This is a genomic window from Acinetobacter sp. WCHAc060033 (genome assembly GCF_004209125.1).
GTDB classification, from domain to species: domain Bacteria; phylum Pseudomonadota; class Gammaproteobacteria; order Pseudomonadales; family Moraxellaceae; genus Acinetobacter; species Acinetobacter wuhouensis.
Window position 1 is genome coordinate 1 of record NZ_SGSW01000037.1, and the last position, 18,277, is coordinate 18,277.

An 18,277-nucleotide genomic window follows, 5' to 3' on the forward strand; every position below is an offset into this window, starting at 1 on the left:
TCGTGAAGGTGGTCGTACAGTTGGTGCTGGTGTAGTTGCTAAAGTAACTGCATAATCATCTGATTGTGTGAAAAAAGCGTCCCTTTGGGACGCTTTTTTTATGACTGAATTTTGTTCTGTAGTCTTCTCTAAAATTTATTCATCATGATTGTCAGACAATATAGTACAAACGTGTCCTTAAGTGATATTTGCATGACCTCATCTGCAATTATCGAGCATTCATAAACTTGTAATATAAGAATAGAGAAAAACAAACATAAAAAAAAAGTGCTTATTCACTTAATAGGAGTTATCGCAATGAATGCAAAAGTCAATATTTCAAACCGTGCAGGTGCTTCATTTCCAGTACGTCGTATGGATTTTAATTTCGACAATGTACCTGAATATTGGGCAAGTGAATCTGCGGGTATCACACATTTTATGACAGCATTGTCTGCTTTATTCCCAGATGGTGAGAAGCTATTTATTGATTCGGTACGTGCGGTACGTTATCACCCTGCAATTAAAGACAATGAGGCGCTACAAAAAGAAATCAGTGCTTTTATTGGTCAAGAAGCCATGCATACCAAAGAGCATGAAAACTTTAATGCATCAGCAAAACGTTTTGGTCATGATGTTGATAAATATGAGCGTGAAACTGGGCGTTTGATTCAAGGTGCACGTAAATGGTTTGCACGTGCGGTGAAACCTTTTGGTATGACTCAGGAAATGGTTGATTTGACTGCCACAACGGCTTTAGAGCATTTTACAGCGACGATTGCATCGCAATTATTAGTCAATGAACACATTCAAAAATTAATGACTGATCCAACCATGTCTTATATGTGGTACTGGCATGCAGTTGAAGAGAATGAACATAAAGCCGTGGCTTATGATGTTTATGAGGCTGTATTTGGTAAAGGCATTAAAGCCTATGGTCTACGTACCACAGCTCTCGTTATTGCGATGGTGTTGATCTTTATGGCGCAATCCTCTTTTGTGGTTCGCTTACTCAAAGAAGATGGTAAATTAAATTTAAAAGAATTGGGTACAATTTATAAATATGCCTATAGTCCTTCGAAAGGCATTATTGCGGGTATGACTAAAGAAATGCTGGCTTATTTCCGACCGAACTTTCATCCGAATGATTTGGACACAGTAAGTCTACTTGAAACTTGGAAAGCAAAACTTGGTTTATAAATATTCAGCTTATAATTTCTCAATTTGAGTATTTATATGAAAGGGCAACAATGGTTGCTCTTTTTTATTCGACATATTGAATTTTTTTCTTATAATTCACTTTTTATATTGAGTTGATGGACGAAGATGATTCGTTTAATGCAAGCTTCAGACTTGAAAATTGTATCTGAAATTGAAAATCTAGTACAAAGTCATCCGTGGACTCAAAAACAATTTGAAGAATCAATTGCTGGTTATTTGAGTACTGTGATTGAGCAAAATAATCAAGTGGTGGGTTTTTGTATCCTACAACCTGTTTTGGACGAAGCCAATTTATTACTGATGGCGATTCACCCAAGTCAGCAGGGCAAAGGACTAGGTTATCAACTTTTAGATGAATCAATTGCCTTACTTAAAAATAATCCAGTACAGATTTTTCTCGAAGTCCGTGAATCCAATCAGGCAGCTATTGCTTTATATGAAAAGTCAGATTTTCATCAAATTGATTTAAGAAAGAATTATTATCCAAATAAAGATGGTAGTCGTGAACATGCCATTATTATGGTTAAAGCATGTAGTGATGATTTTTCTAAATTATTCAAATAAATATCGGTAGATAGTAATTTGATAAAAAATAAAGCCGATTATTTGATAATCGGCTCGTTCCATTCTGAGGGTAATGTGGTCATGAGCATATCACCCAATTCTTTAATTTCTTTGGCTTCTAAGTGACGGTTGATCCGTCGCCATTGACCATCCAATAATAATTCAAAAGGTGCATATTGGGATTTGTAATTCATTTTACCGGCATGTGGAACCCAATAGCCTAAGTAAACATAATCTAAATTGAGCGAGTTTACATATTCAATTTGTTTGAGAATCGCGAAAACACCTAAAGAGCGTTTGCTTTCATCGGGATCAAAAAAAGTGTAAACCGCGGAAACACCATCATCCAATTGGTCACAGGTTGAAACGCTGATTAAGCGATCATCTTTCCAAAGCTCTAGGAAAAAACTATCAGTACAACTATGAATCAAAAACTTTTCGAATTGATCATAGCTTGGTGGGAACATGTCGCCATCTGCATGTCTTTCAATAATATAGCGTTCATAGAGTTGGTAATGAACTTGCGTGGCTTGCTGAGTCGGAATGATTTTTACGGTTAAATCTTGATTACGCTTCCATGCTTTTTTCTGTGAACTGTTCATTTTAAATTCTGAAACAGGCACGCGGCAAGATAAGCATTGACGGCAAAGGTGGCATTCTGGACGGTAAACAAAATCCCCACTGCGTCTAAATCCAACACGTGAAAGCTCAGATAGTGTCACCACATCGATACGATGGACAGGGTCTAGAAATACCATACGTGCAGATTTATTTTCTAAGTAGCTGCAATCATGTGGTGGAGTAATATAGTACTGTAAGTCATTTAACAGGGACTTAGGATGATAAGAATTCATAAATCATGTCCCTCCATTATTGTCATTCCGTTAAGCGCGATAAGTTCGCTATTGTTTTACTTGAAAATACACGCTCTTGATAACTTTTCCAATCTATAGCAGGCTGTTTTATTACATCTTGTAACGATTTAATATACGCTTGGCGAGAAAGTGTGCAAGCCCCTAAGCTGATTAAGTGATCATTTTCAAGTTGGCAGTCGATCCACGGTAAGTGATTTTCACGTCCAATCAACATGAGTGTATAAAAAGCCATTTTGGAAACATCAGTTTGGGTGCTGAACATCGACTCACCAAAGCAACCATGACCAATAGTGACACCGTATAATCCACCTACGATTTGTTCTTGATCCCAAACTTCTACACTATAACCATAACCTGCTTCAAACATTTGACAGTAACCTTGGATAATGTCTTCTGAAATCCATGTTTCATCTGCATAGCTACGAGGTAGAGAGCATGAACGAATGACTTGTTCAAAAGCTTGGTTAATCGTAATTTTATAATCAAATTTTTTCATATTACGAATTAATGATTTACTCGGATGGTAATCATTTGGAACAATAATACAGCGTGGCTCAGGGCTCCACCAGCAAATCGGCTCATCTTCCGAAAACCATGGAAACAGCCCATGTGTATAAGCTTCATAGAGGGTAGAAGGGGTGAGGTCTGCACCGATACAAATAAATCCTTGTCCTTCTGGATCAGACTCAATAGGGTTGGGAAAAATAAATTGTGAAGGTGGAAGTTGTTTCACTTGGATTCATCAACTAAAAAGATCAGCTTTATCTTAGCTGATCTTGTTCAAAAGTGTTAAATGAGATGTTATGCAAAAAGTTTCAATTGTTTAGCAATTTCAAATTTATCACTATCAATAAAATCTTGTGCTTTTTCTTTCAAAATTTTTAGGCTTTGATCACGATCAGAAACACTCTGACCATCTTTATCGAGAACTAGCCATCCAAGCTCAGTCAGTACATTTTGAATATATTCAGCCAATTGTTTAGCCGTTTTCAGACCTTCTTTAAAATAGGCACGATAATATAATTGAGAGAATTGATCAGCGAGGATCCCAATTCCGGTAATCGGTGAAGCCAAGACTTGATAGTTTTGATGATAACTCGCCTGCTCAAGTAAATATTGATTGAGTTCATGTGAGTAGCGTAGTACATCAGCTGAAGGTTCAGTCCCTAAGCAGGGTTGCACGAGATTTAAATGACAGAGAATCGTAAGAGCATTTAAAATTTGGGCATAATTCAATTCAGGAATGGCTTGTTCTAGTTCTGCAATCGTCTGTGGCTTGTAATGTTGCTTTTTAAAATAGGTGCCAATAGCCCCATAGATATCTTGACGTAAGTTAAACTCACCTAAGTAGCCTTGTATGGTTTTAGGTAGTTTTTCAGGAGCGGTCAATAGTATGAATCCTGTATTTCTTAGGCGTTGTTTGGTCTGCAATGGTGTTAAGTTATTTTTACCACGAATAAATAAATCTTTTCTAAATTGGGTATTGGCAAAATAATCACGGCATTATTCTTTAAAAATAGGGTGTTCTATTTTATTTAAAAAATTCTGATGTTCATCTGTAAAGTTAATATTATTTAAATGAGTATTTAAATCTGTAGAACCTGCATATGTTAACTTTATCTCCTCCATTATGCGGACAACTTGTTGAAATGAAAAACATTGCCAATCTTGATTGAGATATTCATGAATTAAGTAGTTGGGATTCTGTTTTTTTAGATCTTGAACTTTTTGTAGCGCATTTGGATTACGTTTTGCGAAATTGGGGTTCTGTTGCAACAAGGCTTCACTAAAATCCAATGAGTCTTTTACTTTCTGTAGTGGGTTGGTACTGGTACTATTAAATTTAAAATGGCTATGGAATAGCTCACGAATTGGCATATTGGCAGCCCAACCTGTGACGCAGTTATAACTGATATAAACAATTCCATTTGGTTTTAAAAATTTACGAATAAATTTTAAAATAATATGTTGATTTTCATAACTAATCCAACTCCAAATACCATGAAGACTAATCGAGTCAAACATTGGTAAGTCTTTATCTAATAGCTCTTCAAAACTCGCATCGTAAAAATGATGAGGAACGTGACATTGATCGGCTAAATTATTGGCATGACCTGCATGTGCAGGATTGAAATCTGTGCCATAGAAAGTGGTAGCCATATTGGATACAGCATGGATATTTAAGCTGACACCTTGTCCAAAGCCAAGTTCACAATGATGATGCTCTTGGTTTGAACTTGTACAATCAACACCATTTAAAAGTAAACAAAATTTTTGATAATTTGGGCTTAAATCTTTGTAATAACCGTAGGTGTAATTTACTTCAGTTTGATAGCCATCTGTCCAAGCAGTTGTCATTGATCATCCTTTATCAAGTTTATTAGAAGTAATATTTTTCTAATGTCTAAATGTATGAATAATAAAACCTTCATTGATGAAAGTTATAAGGGATAAATAAAAAAACCGCCATATAGGCGGTTCATTTTTTTACAAAAAATACTTTAAAATTATTCTAAACCATCTAAGTAACGATCAGCATCAAGTGCAGCCATACAGCCTGAACCTGCTGAAGTAATTGCTTGACGATAAACATCATCAGCGACGTCACCCGCAGCAAATACACCGGCAACCGAAGTTGCTGTTGCATTACCCGCAGTACCACTACGCACTTGGATATAACCGTTACGAAGTTCTAACTGACCTTCGAACATTGCAGTATTTGGTTTGTGACCAATCGCTACGAACATTCCTGAAACTTCAACGTCTTGAGTTGAGTCATCTTGAGTTGATTTTAAACGAACAGAGGTTACACCTGAGTTGCTATCGCCCAGTACTTCTTCAACTTGGTGATTCCAAACGATTGAAATTTTACCTTCTTTGACTTTTTCATTGATATGATCTTGAAGGATTTTTTCAGAACGTAATTTGTCACGACGGTGAACAAGCGTGACATGAGATGCAATATTTGAAAGATAGAGTGCTTCTTCAACAGCTGTGTTACCACCACCAACAACCATGACTTTTTGGTTTTTATAGAAGAAACCATCACAAGTTGCACATGCGCTGACCCCTTGACCCATATACGCAGCTTCTGACTCTAAACCAAGGTATTGTGCAGTTGCACCCGTCGCAATAATCAAAGCATCACAAGTATATTCATCCATGTCACCTTTCAGTACAAATGGACGAACATTCAAATCAACTTCATTGATGTGATCATACAGCATTTCTGTACCGAAACGTTCAGCATGCGCTTGCATACGCTCCATCAATGCAGGACCTGTTAAGCCTTCAGCATCACCAGGCCAGTTTTCGACATCAGTCGTTGTCGTAAGCTGACCACCCAATTGCATACCTGCAATCAGAGTAGGCTTTAAGTTAGCACGAGCAGCATATACAGCTGCACTATAACCCGCAGGACCAGAACCTAAGATAATTAACCGAGAGTGACGAGCGCTCATGAGTCATCCTTTTTATAGAGAATATAGAAATTGAATTTGTACGGATTATACGTGAAACTTGATCAAAGTTGTGTGGCTTGAATGTGGATAATATTGATCATCTAAATCGAAATGCGCTATATAGAAATAGTGTAGAATAAAATTAACAACTTTGATGAAAATAAATCATCAAATTCTCTACAATGCTTACAACACACGTAAATAATGGTGCATCTTTTTTTAACGAACAGGTGCATAATATAAAGATTTCTACTCTTAAGAAAGTTTAAATGCTTCGAAAAAAGAGTAATTTGAATAATTGGTTACAGGATAGTATATGACTGCGGTGTCAAACGTTTATGCACAGCGCTTTTTAACAACAATATTCTTGATTTCATTTGGGATATATCTGTTTCTAGCAACAGTGACTTATACGCCATTTGATCCAGGGTGGATGCATATTTCGAGTGATACGCAGCAGGTTTCAAATGCTAGCGGTGTTGCAGGCGCTTGGATTGCAGATTTATTGTTTGGTTTTTTAGGCTGGGCGAGTTTACTGATCCCTGTATTCCTCTTTATTGAAGCTGTACAAGTATGGTGGCCAAGAAGTTTTGTTAGCCGTCCGTTTCGCTATGCAGCGCAATTTTTTATCTTGTTGGCAACAGCATGTTTATTCTATTTAATTTGGAATGTACCTGCAGATACTTTGACCAATGCGTCAGGTGGTATTATTGGTTATGAATTGGGTGAAAGCCTCTCTCAACTTATTACCATCTATGGTGCAGTTGCATTTACCTTACTCCTATTAATCGTACTCTTTACTTTAGCATTTGGTATCCAGTGGAATAAAACGTGGGCGACATTGAAAGCAACGCCTGCTTATTTACAAGATTTATTCTATAAAAATGTTCCTGAAAGCGAATCAGCCTATGATTTGACTGCACCGACAAAGACACCAAGTAAAAAGTTAGATTCAAAACATAAAGCTCAAGCAGAGCAGGTGACACCTCAAGCTGAATTTACAGAAGTAGATGAGCCGGAGATCGTTAAAGAACATTTGGTTGTAAAAAATGATAAGCATTCACAAACAGCAGAGCGTTTGTTTGATGATATGGTTGCAAAAGAGCAAAACGCTCAATATGACCCCGATGATATTGATGATGTAGAGCTTGAACGTACTTTAGAAAAAGCGCATCGCTTAGAACAAGACAGTCAACGTACAGTGGCTTCTGGTGAAGTATGGAAAGCACTCAATCCAGAACAAGACCATAATCGTGATATTGATGCATTATTACGTGCTTCAGAAGATCATACTGCTCAAAATAAAGATGGTTTATTACATACGCATCAACATGGTTTAAATCAGCAAACTCAGGAAAAATCAGCTTTAGACTGGGATGATGATCAAGTCTTTGATGAGTTGTTATCTGTTGTTCCGAATGGACAAACTGCAACAGATGTTCATGCACCATTTAATGCCGATGTCGCACAGTCTAGCTCTATTCATCATGTCGCACAAAATGCAGTCGTTCATGGTTCAACTTCAGCGATTACGACTGGAGTTGTAACGCAGAGTTTGGCAAATGAATTAGATGAATTGGCATCATTATCCAATGCTGAATTTCATGGAAATGATTTTGAAAAGCAAAACTTCGGCGAGAATGACTTTAAAACAGCTGAGTTTAAAGATGTTGAATTTAAAAATCATGATGAGTCTCAACTTCAACATTCACATGATTCGATAACACCGACTGTAGAAGCACGCACAACCAATAGCTATGCACAATCAACACCATTTACACGTGCCAATATTCAAACCAATTTACATGGTTCTTCTTTAGTGAGTGAAGAAGAAAAATCTTTAATTTCATCAGATAAAGATGCTTTTAGAGATGCTTGGCAAGAAACAGCGGGTAAGCCTCAAGATGAAGATTTACTCATTGACAGTGATTTGGAAGATGATTTTGATCTAGATGCGCCATTAACTGATGCTTTCGGTCGTCCAATGTCACGTGCAATGCAAGTGGCAAATAAACGTCGTGATTTACCAACACTGCCAGGTTTTGAATTACTGGATAAAGTTGACCCAAATAAAAAGGTAAATTTCACAGCAGAACAACTCTCACGATTATCTGAGCTTTTGGAAATTAAGCTACAAGAATTTAATGTCAAAGCCAAAGTGATTGAAGCACAGCCTGGTCCAGTCGTGACTCGTTTTGAGTTGGATTTAGCGCCAGGTGTTAAAGCGTCGAAAGTGACCAATATTTCACGTGACTTAGCACGTTCTATGTCGATGGCTTCTGTACGTGTAGTTGAGGTTATTCCAGGAAAACCATACATTGGGATTGAAGTTCCAAACAGTAGCCGTGAAATGGTACGTTTGATTGAACTTTTGGAAACACCAGCGTTTAAAGATCCTAATGCTTTACTGTCGATGGCAATGGGTAAAGATATTTCAGGTAATCCTGTGATTACTGAAATGGGTAAAACGCCACATATGTTGGTTGCCGGTACAACAGGTTCAGGTAAATCGGTTGCTGTAAACTCAATGATTTTATCGATGTTACTCAAATATACTCCTGAGCAATTGCGTTTGATTCTGATCGATCCAAAGCAATTAGAATTGGCGAACTATAATGATATTCCTCACTTATTAACTCCAGTGGTGACTGACATGAAAGATGCGGTCAGTGCTTTAAACTGGTGTGTTAATGAAATGGAACGTCGTTATAAACTGATGTCTTTCTTAAAAATTCGTAAATTAGCAGACTATAACCGCAAAGTTGAAGAAGCCATTGCCAATGGTGAAGATCTGATTGATCCGACGTGGAAGCCTGGTGATTCAGCAACCCAAGAACGTGCACCACGTTTACAGCCTTTACCTTCTATTGTGATTGTTGCCGATGAATTTGCAGATATGATCATGCAAGTCGGTAAAAAAGCAGAAGAAATGATTACCCGTTTGGCACAAAAGTCTCGTGCGGCAGGGATTCATTTATTACTTGCAACACAACGTCCATCAGTCGATGTTATTACAGGTCTAATCAAAGCCAATATTCCAACACGTGTGGCATTACGTGTAAACAGTAAAATTGACTCACGTACTATTCTCGATGGGGGCGGTGCAGAAGATCTATTGGGTCATGGTGATATGTTATTCCTCGGACCTGGTAAAATTGATCCAGAGCGTGTGCATGGCGCATTTATTTCAGATGATGAAGTTAACCGTATTTGTGATGCATGGCGTGAGCGTGGTGATCCAGACTATGTCGATGAGATTTTGACGCCTTATGATGAAGAACCGACAAGTCGTGGCTTTGAAGATGGGGATGGTGATCCAAATCGTGATGCACTTTATGATCAATGTGTTTCTTTTGTACTCGAAACTCGTAAAGTCTCTGTTTCTTCTTTACAGCGTAAATTTAGCTTAGGTTATAACCGTGCTGCACGTATTGTTGATCAGATGCAAGAACAGGGCATTGTGAGCGAACAAGGGGCAAATGGTAAGCGAGATATTCTTGTTTAAGTTGTCGTAGTTGTTTTAATTATTTTAAATGCCTCTTTAATGAGGCATTTTTATATTAATTAGCGTGAGTTCGATAAGTTATTTTATAAATTAAATAGAATAAGGCAAGTTGTGATGTTCATTGTGACGGAGTCTTATCGGTTTTGTTCAAATATAAAGATTAACCTTCGGTTGGAGTTACTTTTGATAAGGCAAAAGTAACCAAAGCCATTGTCCTTCGCAGAACTCGTCAAATACCGAAATTTATCAAAATAATCGCAAAAACATTAACCTGTAGATTTAGTCCTGCCTCAAACAACTGCGAAGGACGATTCCGCGTATCGAATGTTGGTGAAAAGGCACATCGAACTCAGGTTAATTAAATTCAGTCATCGTCATACTTTCAACCCCTCGACATAAAAAAACCTGCATGATGCAGGTTTTTTTATTGGCTCATAAATTACTGTAATTTCTTCGTTAACTTATAGTGTTCCGCAATTGGGCTTTCAATTTTTTCACCAGTTTCAATATCACGTGACTCTAGGAAATTTTCACCGACAAAGTATTTTCGACCCTCTGCATTTTTATCTAAAGTGATGAGTAGACCTGACGAATCAAAACTAAAAGTGCCTTGGCTCTTAAATTGTTGACCATCGCCTTTGCCCTCATATTCTTCACTAAGTTCATAACGATGGTCAGGTTTAAGTGTCAATGTGGTTTTAATCCCAGAACAATCTGCACAGGGCAATAAACCTGTGTATTCACCAGCCCAGTCCAAACTATTTTGAGCGTTATGTTCTGAGTCTATTGTTGGCGTTGCAGCGTCATGTGATTGGGCAATTTGAGTCTGGGGCGTTGCTTGGATGTCTTGTGACGCATTATGTGTAGGTTTGGAACATGCTGTTAATATCAAACCGAAAACTGGAACAATCAAAAGAATTTTTTTCATGATAATACCCATAAATTGGTTTTCATTGGTTGATGAAGATTTGGATTAACTTGATTCATTCATTTGCAGTTCAGCATATATTTTTTTCAATGCAATAAATAGACAATTCATGTAATGAAAAAGGTTTCAAATGTGATGGGATTTTGAATTTTGCAACGATTGTAGAATATGCTTTGAGTATTGTTCATTCTATTTTTAAGTGAATACTTGCAATAAAATGATAATCTCAGTCGTGAAATGTTATGGATTGCGTATATTAATGCTTTAGATAATTAATATATGCGATTTAATCACAAAGTTTATTAAATACTCGAAAGATAACGACAAATTTGAGTCAAATAATAATTTATACATTTATATATTAATTGGTTGTTATTTATCCAATTTGCGTTTTTATCTATGCTTAGGATTGCTACAATCCACGCAAATTTTAATAGACTGGTGTGCTAGGTGTTCGAGAAATTCGCTGAACAAAGTTTGGAGTTAATGGGGTGGCAAATCGACAACCATTGGGATTTAAATATTGACCAATGTGTCATGATTGCAGCACCACACACCAGCAATTGGGATGCACTCTATGCCCGATTGGCACTAAAAGCCTTGGGTGTGAATGTTCGTATTACCATTAAAGATAGTTATATGAAGTTTCCATTTGGACCCTTTGTCCGTGCGATGGGTGGGATTGGAATTGACCGTCGTCCTAAAGCGGAAGGTGAAGAACGCCCAAGCATGGTGCAGTTGATGACGGACTTATTTAAGACACATCCAAAATTGGTGATGTTAGTGACTCCAGAAGGTACACGTTCAAAACAAGAAAAGTGGAAAACGGGTTTTTATCATGTTGCGATCAATGCGGGCGTGCCAATCGCACTCGCTTATATGGACTATGAAAAGAAAAAAACAGGTATCGGGAAAATTATCTATCCTACAGGCGATTATCAAAAAGATATGGCTGAAATTATGGAATTTTATGGACAAATTAATCCGAAATATCCTGAGCTTTTCAGCGTGGATACTCGTTTTACTCATTCATAATCGGCAGTCAAACTAGCATAATTTTAAGCAAAGCCTTTTCATTCATCTCGAAAGGGCTTTTTATGGTTCATTCGTTTTAACAGTCAGGCTTTGTACGCCACCTAAAGACTCACATGCTGTTGTATAAATTTCATATTGTTGTTGGATAACTTCATCTAATGGGATTTTAAATAATGCTTGTCCCAATTTATAACTTTCAACATATTGAACCGCTTTCTGCTTACTAGTAGAAAGAGCATGCTCATGGTAAATATTGATCGCGCTATGGGCTAACTCATTGGTTTCAATATTATTACATTGAAATTGATTGAGGAGTTTTTCGGCTGTTTTAATTTCACGAGATGTGCCAAGGGAACATCCTGTTAAGACAATAATGATGCTTAACAAAAATGAGGTTTTCATCACATAGATAAAGTAAAAATGAGTAATGAAATTGTAGGATTAATTACGCATGAAAAATAGAGTATATCTACTGAGATAGTTCTTTTTTCGATTTAAATGATGAATAAATAGACATTCAAAATGAACATTTTTATCAAGTCTATTGCAGTAAAGATGTGAATAATAAAAAACAACCTGATGCGAAAAGTAAACTGAGCACTAGATATTTAAATTGCTTTTCTGAAATTTTATAAAATAGTTGGGCACCAATCAGAGCAGGGACACTGACTGTAAGAATAATGAGTCCGAAGTAGGGCAAATGTGTTTTCTCAATATTGCCATGCCAAAGATAAATCAAAATTGTGAAAAGCTGAATCGCGAAATTGAAATGCCTTAATATATAACGTTGTTGCGCTTTGGGTAAATTTTTGAGCATGAGCCAAGCCGAAGGTGCTGCACCACAAAAACCACCTAATCCACCAAGAATCCCGCCTATAAATCCAATTCCACTGTCCGCGACTTTCCCAAGTTTTTGAATACGCGGAAATTCAGGTGCAAAGAACATAATAGGGCACCAAATGACAAGGAAAAGCCCGAGGATAATTTTAAACGTATGCCCATTGATCAAATTAAGCAGATAGGTACCGAGTGGAACACCAATCAATCCAGCAATGATATATGGAAGCGCAAGAGAAAAGGGAAGTTGTAGTTTTTGTTCCTTGCTCAGTGAAATGATATGGCTCCACAATGAAGCAAATACGACCAAAGGTGCGGCAAGTTGAGGGGGAAGTACCCAAATCCAGAAAGACATCGCAATCAATGCAAAGGCAAAGCCTGTTAGACCTTGAACGAAGCCTGCGATCATTGCACCGAGAATAAATATAATCCAAGTCATTGCATTCACAGGTTGATTGAGTGGAAGAAGATTGGCATAAAAAACTGTTTCGTAAAATATGATTTAAAATAAGCTGAAGCACTATTTTATAATGTATTACTTATTAAATTTCATTTTTTTAAATGAGATTGGATTTATTTAAAAAGCCCCTGATTTACAGAGGCTTGAAATTTTATTTCGTGATTGGATATATGATTTGATATTTAGTCATTACTTGGTTTAAGAGGCTGAGTTAAACCATTGATGTCACCACCTTTGATCCCTAACTCATTCATTAAGCTATCAATTAAAGGTGCTTGAGAACGATAACGTAGCGCACTATTGACCACTTGATCAGATAAGGCAACTTGACCTTGCTCACCTGATTCAGCTGTAGCTGTTGAACCTGTAATACCACCTAAACCATTGACTTGTAAAATCTTAATATCATCAATGTTTTCCATTGGTTTAACGCTTTCACGAATGATCTCAGGTAAGTATTTTAACAATGCCAAACGAATTTGCATTTCAACCTGTTCAGAAGAAAGCACGTTGTTTGCTTCATTGACTGCACGTGTACCTTCAGAGTCAACTTTGTATTGTTTCTCTTGTGCTTCCGCGAGCAAGATTTTTGCATCTGCTTCACCTTTTGCTTTTAAGCGCACTTTCTCAGCTTCCGCTTGAGCAGCAATACGTACTGCTTCAGCATCATCGACAGCTGCTTGTTTTGAAGCTTCAGCAGCTACGGTAATGGCAATCGCATCCGTTTCAGCAACCTGTTTGGCAGCAACCAGTTCAACGGCTTTTAAACGCTCTGCACGCTGAGTTTCACGGACAGTTGTTACTTCTTCTTCTGCTTTTACGGCTTGGGCACGTGCTTGATCCGCTAAAGCTTTAGCTTCAGATTCTGCGCGAGACTTTTCTGCAATCGCAATCGCACGGTCTTGCTCAGCGAGTTCAATGGTTTTCTTTTGTTCAACTTGCGCTTTTTGAATTGCTTGTGCTTTGAGAATATTTTCATTTTCAATATCACGATCAGCTGCAATTTTCTTTAACTGAACTTGGCGATCAGCCACAATTTTTGCTTCACCCGCTTCACGTTGTCTTTCAGATTCTTGCGTTGCGATTTCAGCTTGTTGTTCTGCACGACGAATAGACAATTCACGGATTTGTTCCATCTTTGAATATTCTTCTTCACGTGTAATTTTAAGACGTGCTTGTTCAGTTTCAAGGTTTTTGGTTTTAATCGCAAGATCAGCATCTTGTTCAAGACCATTACGCTTTTTACGACGGTCTTCAATGGTTTCAGTCAGTTTGGTTAGACCTTCAGCATCGAAAATATTTTGTGGATTAAAGAATTTAAAATCAGTTTGATCCAAACCAGTTAAAGATACTGTTTCAAGTTCAAGCCCGTTTTTGAATAATTCTTCTGATACGGCTTGTTGAACTTTTTGCACAAAATCCACACGCTTTTCATGTAGTTCTTCCATTGCCATCTCTGCTGCAACAGAACGTAATGAATCTACGAATTTACCTTCAACCAGTGACTTTAACTCATTCGGTTGCATGGTTTTTTGTCCGAGTGTTTGAGCTGCAGTGGCAATAGACTCTGCGGTTGGCTTTACACGAACATAAAACTCAGCAGCAACATCAACACGCATACGATCTTTGGTAATAAGCGCTTGATCTGCAGTACGTTTAACTTCTAAACGAAGCGTATTCATATTTACAGGAATCACTTCATGTAAAACTGGAAGGACAATTGCGCCACCGTTGAGAATCACTTTTTCTCCACCAAAACCTGTGCGGACAAAAGAAACTTCTTTACTCGAACGTTTGTATAAGCGTGCAACAATGACACCGATGACAATCAATGCCACCAGTACAATTCCAGCTAAAATAAGTATTTGATATAAATTAGAATTCAACATTTTATTCACCCTCCATTTATTTTAAAAGTTTAAAATTTGAATTAGTTCTATTTACAGTTCAATCAATTAATTGAAGTTTGTTGCTTGAAAACCATTTTTTGTTCTTTGTGTCAAAATGACATTTTGACCTTGTTGAAATGTTTCATCTGATTCTGGTTCAACAAGAATGTAATGTGTTTGCCCGAATTGATCGATGACTTTAGCTTGAGCAGGATAATGTTGTTTAGCTTCACCTAAAATGACCAATGCAGTACGTCCAATCAATTCATCACTATGAATAGCTGTTGTTTCATCTTGTGGGATGATTTTGGCAATAATTGCAGCACAGATTCGCACGATCGGCATGCATAAAATAAAGCATGCAGGAGCAATGATCCAAAGTGGAAAATAGGTTTGAGTAAAATTATAAAAAATCGCCTGAACAATAAATCCAAACAGGGCATAAGTGGTCAGAAAAATAATCAACCAAACTAAAACTGGAACACGCCCAAGATAGAGCCAATCTAAAAATTGTACAAAGACGCCATGATCAGCATTGAGTTCGACATCTGGTGGATGTGTTTCTAGTAGCTGGTCGGGGATAAATTGATCTAAGAAACCTTGAGACGTTGAACCAATAATGAGGAGTAAACATTCAACGATCCCCAATAGCAACATTAAGCATAGGCTTACACTAAAAAATAAGTTGGATGAATGCGTAAAAAGTTCCCACATAATTGTTTTGCTCAGCAGGTGATCGGTGCAAATTTTTATAAATAATTTTCTTAAGAATACTTAAATAATGAATTTATCATCAATTAATTCAATTAATAAGAAAAGATTATCGGTTTTGTCTTGAAAATGCAACTAAATATTTCATGAATTTAATCAAAATCAATACTTTATGGTTTTAATGGTTTTTAATCATTAAGATGTTGTTTAAAAAGTAGCGCTTGCATTCTGTACAGCGATTATTTATAAATAACAGAGTTTACAGAAGGAACTGAAGACAAAAAAATACGCAATGATTGGGGTGATCACTGCGTAGAACAACGAATCTGCTTTCACAGTTCGGTTAAGGAGAAATGTTATGAACTTTGGGGATGGTTCATAACTTAAGTAGATAGTAGATGTTCCTTACTGTAAATTCATTGGTATTCACGTAAACAAGTGTTAAATCTCGTAAACGTGATTAAAATGTGAACATCATCAATAAATCGCGCGTTAAATAGCTTTTTGGGGAGAGTTATTTTCTGTCTCGTCCTGAAATAGATTGATAGTATTTTCATTTAAAACCGAGTTAAGCAATTAGCTCGGTTTTGTTTTCTCATACATTTGATTTGGAGTTAACATCTCCGAACTCAAATGTGATCTATAACAATTGTAAATCTCTATCAATTCAATCATTAATTGATTTAATTCCGCCATTGTATATATGAATTATTTTTGCCCAATGAAAAATTTCAGAGGGCATTTTTATTGAAAACGAATTTTTACTTCTTTAATTTACCAATCACTTTTTTCAACGGTAATTTATCCGTTGCAAATCCATAAATGGCTGCAAAGGGCAGTGCCGTACGTGCAAGATAAGCCACACGCCATAAACCACCATGATTTGCGCCCTCCATCATCAGTTCTAAAGGATGTTCCATTTGAGTTTCAGGATTTGCTACAGATTTTGGGTTTCTGAGATCATGAATCCACAGTGCTGCCATGATTGAATTGGTGGTTTCAGGGCTAAAAGCTTCAACATCAAACAAACTTGCGCCGTTAAAAGCTGCTTTAAGTAAAGGATTCTTCGTCACCGAATGCGTGGTTGTTGATGGTGCAATATTGATGCTGACACGTTGACCTTGATGACGGGCTAAAGTTGCACGCCATTGTTGAATACGTTTTGCCAAAGCATAGTTTGGACCTTGCTCAACGACCAAACAATCCGCGATCCCATAAGATTTTCCATTATCAGAAGCAATTAAGTTTTGATCATTGTCTTTAAAAAACTGCTTCATCGATAGGGCAGAAATGCCTTTACTTAAAATAATTTCAAGTTTAGAGCGTTGTGAAAACTTATCGGTTGAACCTTGAATGACTTCTTGAGGCACAGCATAAACATCGGTTGGTGTACACATGTACATCAGTGAAGAATCAGGCTTCTGCTCACTGACATGGCTCATAATGCTGTCCATTGCCATAGAAACACGGACGTGTTTTTCACCATCCAAGTAAGCAATCGAAGCCAAGTCTAATTTATGTGGATTTTCACTTAACCATTGCGTAATCTCGGGGATTTGAGTCAGTAAGTTTGCACCGAGTTTGGTTTTTAATTCTTCTAAATTTTGGGTGTCGTCAATTTTTTCTAGGCTGGGTGCATAAAGCGTGGCATTGCCTTTTTGTATAGTATTTAAGATTTTCCCCCATACTCGTTCATTCGGTAAATCCACAGCAACAATATTGGCTTTCCATTGAGATAACCAAGTGAGCGGCCCTGCTTCAGAGGCAGCACCAAATAACACCATCGTGCGGTCAGACAGATCAAACCATTCTGGATGTGCAACTGCTTCACGCAAAGCAAGAGCATGACTTTCTTCAATGATTCCTGCATCTAACCAAGTTTGAATTTGATCCAGTAAAGCTTGACCTTGTAGGTTTTTGCCATGATAAGGAACAGACCATTCAGGTTTTGCTTCAGAACGACCTTTCAGCGTAACCGTTTGAATTTGCGTTGTGACAGGAACCGTCATGACATCTTTTAGAGAATAGCGTTGCCCATCTCTAAAAAAGTCAAAACTGTGTTGTGCTTTATGTAAACCTTGTTTGGCAATGGTGATCGAATTATTACTTGAGCGGATACCATTTTCGACCAATGCCTTAAAATAAATTGGATAATGTTTACGCCAGTTCTTTTCTTGCAAAGCGTGTTGTGAACTTTGGTGATCGACCAACGACAGTGCTTCGGCAATAATTTCTTTACCCACTTGAGAACTACTTACTTTATGAGTTTCAGGATCAATTGGAAATTGTAAACCATCATTTGAACTGGACATGCAAAATCTCTCGTTTTATTTCATCATTAATATACAGATGTATACATTATCCATGCAGAGTTTAGCTAAAGGGTGGCATTTCCTAACAATTTTCTGAGTAATTAGTCGTACAGTCTATGTGGAAATAAATTTGTTATATCAAAGGAAATATTGATGATTTTATAAAGAAAAAACCTTCCTTATCGAAGGTTTTAAGTATGAGGAATTGGTTGTTTAAAATTTACTATTCTAGATTAGCAGTTCCCTTTTTTAGCTTGACCCGGTGGACAAAAACGACCATCGCCATGTCTGTGATCATTATAAACCCCATTGGGATCTACAACGATGCTACCCTCACGTGTATGTACAGCACATGCACTTAAAGATAGCATCAGACTGGAACATAGAAATAAAATCATTTTTTTCATTTTTAGATCCTTTATGGTGAGTTAGATTTTCATTTAAAATTTAAGACCTATTGAGCCATTTCAAAAGTACTTTTGTGTAAATGAATGAGCGTT

At 37.1% G+C, this 18,277-nt stretch carries 14 protein-coding genes and 1 pseudogene; 4 read left to right on the forward strand and 11 right to left on the reverse strand.

Annotated features, from left to right (window positions below; genetic code table 11):
* Positions 1–297 precede the first annotated feature (297 nt).
* Together EXE10_RS15280 and rimI are read left to right on the forward strand one after the other, a co-directional pair.
* Complete coding sequence (locus tag EXE10_RS15280) at positions 298–1,179, forward strand: metal-dependent hydrolase (RefSeq protein ID WP_068973479.1); 882 nt, start codon at positions 298–300, stop codon at positions 1,177–1,179.
* A 126-nt stretch (positions 1,180–1,305) separates the two neighbouring features.
* Positions 1,306–1,764 (forward strand): ribosomal protein S18-alanine N-acetyltransferase, encoded by a 459-nt coding sequence (gene rimI / locus EXE10_RS15285; RefSeq protein ID WP_130113946.1) that lies wholly within the window; start codon positions 1,306–1,308, stop codon positions 1,762–1,764.
* A 38-nt stretch (positions 1,765–1,802) separates the two neighbouring features.
* Here the strand turns inward: rimI and EXE10_RS15290 are convergent, their stop codons facing one another.
* The 4 genes and pseudogenes from EXE10_RS15290 to trxB all read right to left on the reverse strand — a co-directional run bounded on the left by EXE10_RS15290 (position 1,803) and on the right by trxB (position 6,100).
* Complete coding sequence (locus tag EXE10_RS15290) at positions 1,803–2,618, reverse strand: arginyltransferase (RefSeq protein WP_068973477.1); 816 nt, start codon at positions 2,616–2,618, stop codon at positions 1,803–1,805.
* Positions 2,619–2,640: 22 nt separating this feature from the next.
* Positions 2,641–3,372: a leucyl/phenylalanyl-tRNA--protein transferase gene (gene aat, locus EXE10_RS15295; protein ID WP_087554362.1), complete on the reverse strand. Its 732-nt coding sequence runs from the start codon at positions 3,370–3,372 to the stop codon at positions 2,641–2,643.
* Positions 3,373–3,440: 68 nt separating this feature from the next.
* Positions 3,441–4,997 (reverse strand): annotated as a pseudogene (locus EXE10_RS15300) (class I SAM-dependent methyltransferase).
* Positions 4,998–5,146: 149 nt separating this feature from the next.
* Entirely contained in the window at positions 5,147–6,100 is a 954-nt protein-coding gene (gene trxB / locus EXE10_RS15305) for a thioredoxin-disulfide reductase (RefSeq protein ID WP_068973474.1), read from the reverse strand.
* Positions 6,101–6,416: 316 nt separating this feature from the next.
* Here trxB and EXE10_RS15310 point away from each other — a divergent pair, with 316 nt between their 5' ends.
* Positions 6,417–9,605 (forward strand): DNA translocase FtsK, encoded by a 3,189-nt coding sequence (locus tag EXE10_RS15310; protein ID WP_130113947.1) that lies wholly within the window; start codon positions 6,417–6,419, stop codon positions 9,603–9,605.
* 439 nt (positions 9,606–10,044) lie between these two features.
* Here the strand turns inward: EXE10_RS15310 and EXE10_RS15315 are convergent, their stop codons facing one another.
* Positions 10,045–10,533 (reverse strand): copper resistance protein NlpE, encoded by a 489-nt coding sequence (locus EXE10_RS15315; protein ID WP_130113948.1) that lies wholly within the window; start codon positions 10,531–10,533, stop codon positions 10,045–10,047.
* Positions 10,534–11,019: 486 nt separating this feature from the next.
* Between EXE10_RS15315 and EXE10_RS15320 the strand changes: the two genes are divergently transcribed.
* Complete coding sequence (locus EXE10_RS15320) at positions 11,020–11,568, forward strand: 1-acyl-sn-glycerol-3-phosphate acyltransferase (protein WP_406565273.1); 549 nt, start codon at positions 11,020–11,022, stop codon at positions 11,566–11,568.
* 60 nt (positions 11,569–11,628) lie between these two features.
* On the opposite strand, the gene EXE10_RS15325 is transcribed toward EXE10_RS15320, so the two are convergent.
* The 6 genes from EXE10_RS15325 to EXE10_RS21530 form a co-directional block, all read right to left on the reverse strand.
* Positions 11,629–11,970 (reverse strand): hypothetical protein, encoded by a 342-nt coding sequence (locus EXE10_RS15325; protein WP_130113949.1) that lies wholly within the window; start codon positions 11,968–11,970, stop codon positions 11,629–11,631.
* A 139-nt stretch (positions 11,971–12,109) separates the two neighbouring features.
* Complete coding sequence (locus tag EXE10_RS15330) at positions 12,110–12,844, reverse strand: sulfite exporter TauE/SafE family protein (protein ID WP_130113950.1); 735 nt, start codon at positions 12,842–12,844, stop codon at positions 12,110–12,112.
* A 203-nt stretch (positions 12,845–13,047) separates the two neighbouring features.
* A complete protein-coding gene (locus EXE10_RS15335; RefSeq protein WP_130113951.1) occupies positions 13,048–14,754 on the reverse strand; it encodes a flotillin family protein in 1,707 nt (568 codons plus the stop codon).
* A gap of 66 nt (positions 14,755–14,820) precedes the next feature.
* The gene (locus tag EXE10_RS15340; RefSeq protein ID WP_087554368.1) at positions 14,821–15,468 is read right to left on the reverse strand and encodes a YqiJ family protein; all 648 of its coding nucleotides are present in this window, start codon (positions 15,466–15,468) and stop codon (positions 14,821–14,823) included.
* A 758-nt stretch (positions 15,469–16,226) separates the two neighbouring features.
* Positions 16,227–17,777 (reverse strand): hypothetical protein, encoded by a 1,551-nt coding sequence (locus EXE10_RS15345; protein WP_130113952.1) that lies wholly within the window; start codon positions 17,775–17,777, stop codon positions 16,227–16,229.
* Positions 17,778–18,010: 233 nt separating this feature from the next.
* A complete protein-coding gene (locus EXE10_RS21530) occupies positions 18,011–18,184 on the reverse strand; it encodes a hypothetical protein (RefSeq protein ID WP_162994904.1) in 174 nt (57 codons plus the stop codon).
* Positions 18,185–18,277 lie beyond the last annotated feature (93 nt).

What these genes read in the sequence shown, in the direction of transcription:
- EXE10_RS15330 (WP_130113950.1), bottom strand. Translation starts at nt 12,844, where the DNA reads ATGACTTGGATTATATTTATTCTCGGTGCAATGATCGCAGGCTTCGTT.
- EXE10_RS21530 (WP_162994904.1), bottom strand. Translation starts at nt 18,184, where the DNA reads ATGAAAAAAATGATTTTATTTCTATGTTCCAGTCTGATGCTATCTTTA.
- EXE10_RS15345 (WP_130113952.1), bottom strand. Translation starts at nt 17,777, where the DNA reads ATGTCCAGTTCAAATGATGGTTTACAATTTCCAATTGATCCTGAAACT.
- rimI (WP_130113946.1), top strand. Translation starts at nt 1,306, where the DNA reads ATGATTCGTTTAATGCAAGCTTCAGACTTGAAAATTGTATCTGAAATT.
- EXE10_RS15310 (WP_130113947.1), top strand. Translation starts at nt 6,417, where the DNA reads ATGACTGCGGTGTCAAACGTTTATGCACAGCGCTTTTTAACAACAATA.
- trxB (WP_068973474.1), bottom strand. Translation starts at nt 6,100, where the DNA reads ATGAGCGCTCGTCACTCTCGGTTAATTATCTTAGGTTCTGGTCCTGCG.
- EXE10_RS15280 (WP_068973479.1), top strand. Translation starts at nt 298, where the DNA reads ATGAATGCAAAAGTCAATATTTCAAACCGTGCAGGTGCTTCATTTCCA.
- EXE10_RS15320 (WP_406565273.1), top strand. Translation starts at nt 11,020, where the DNA reads ATGGGGTGGCAAATCGACAACCATTGGGATTTAAATATTGACCAATGT.
- EXE10_RS15335 (WP_130113951.1), bottom strand. Translation starts at nt 14,754, where the DNA reads ATGTTGAATTCTAATTTATATCAAATACTTATTTTAGCTGGAATTGTA.
- EXE10_RS15325 (WP_130113949.1), bottom strand. Translation starts at nt 11,970, where the DNA reads ATGAAAACCTCATTTTTGTTAAGCATCATTATTGTCTTAACAGGATGT.
- EXE10_RS15290 (WP_068973477.1), bottom strand. Translation starts at nt 2,618, where the DNA reads ATGAATTCTTATCATCCTAAGTCCCTGTTAAATGACTTACAGTACTAT.
- EXE10_RS15315 (WP_130113948.1), bottom strand. Translation starts at nt 10,533, where the DNA reads ATGAAAAAAATTCTTTTGATTGTTCCAGTTTTCGGTTTGATATTAACA.
- EXE10_RS15340 (WP_087554368.1), bottom strand. Translation starts at nt 15,468, where the DNA reads ATGTGGGAACTTTTTACGCATTCATCCAACTTATTTTTTAGTGTAAGC.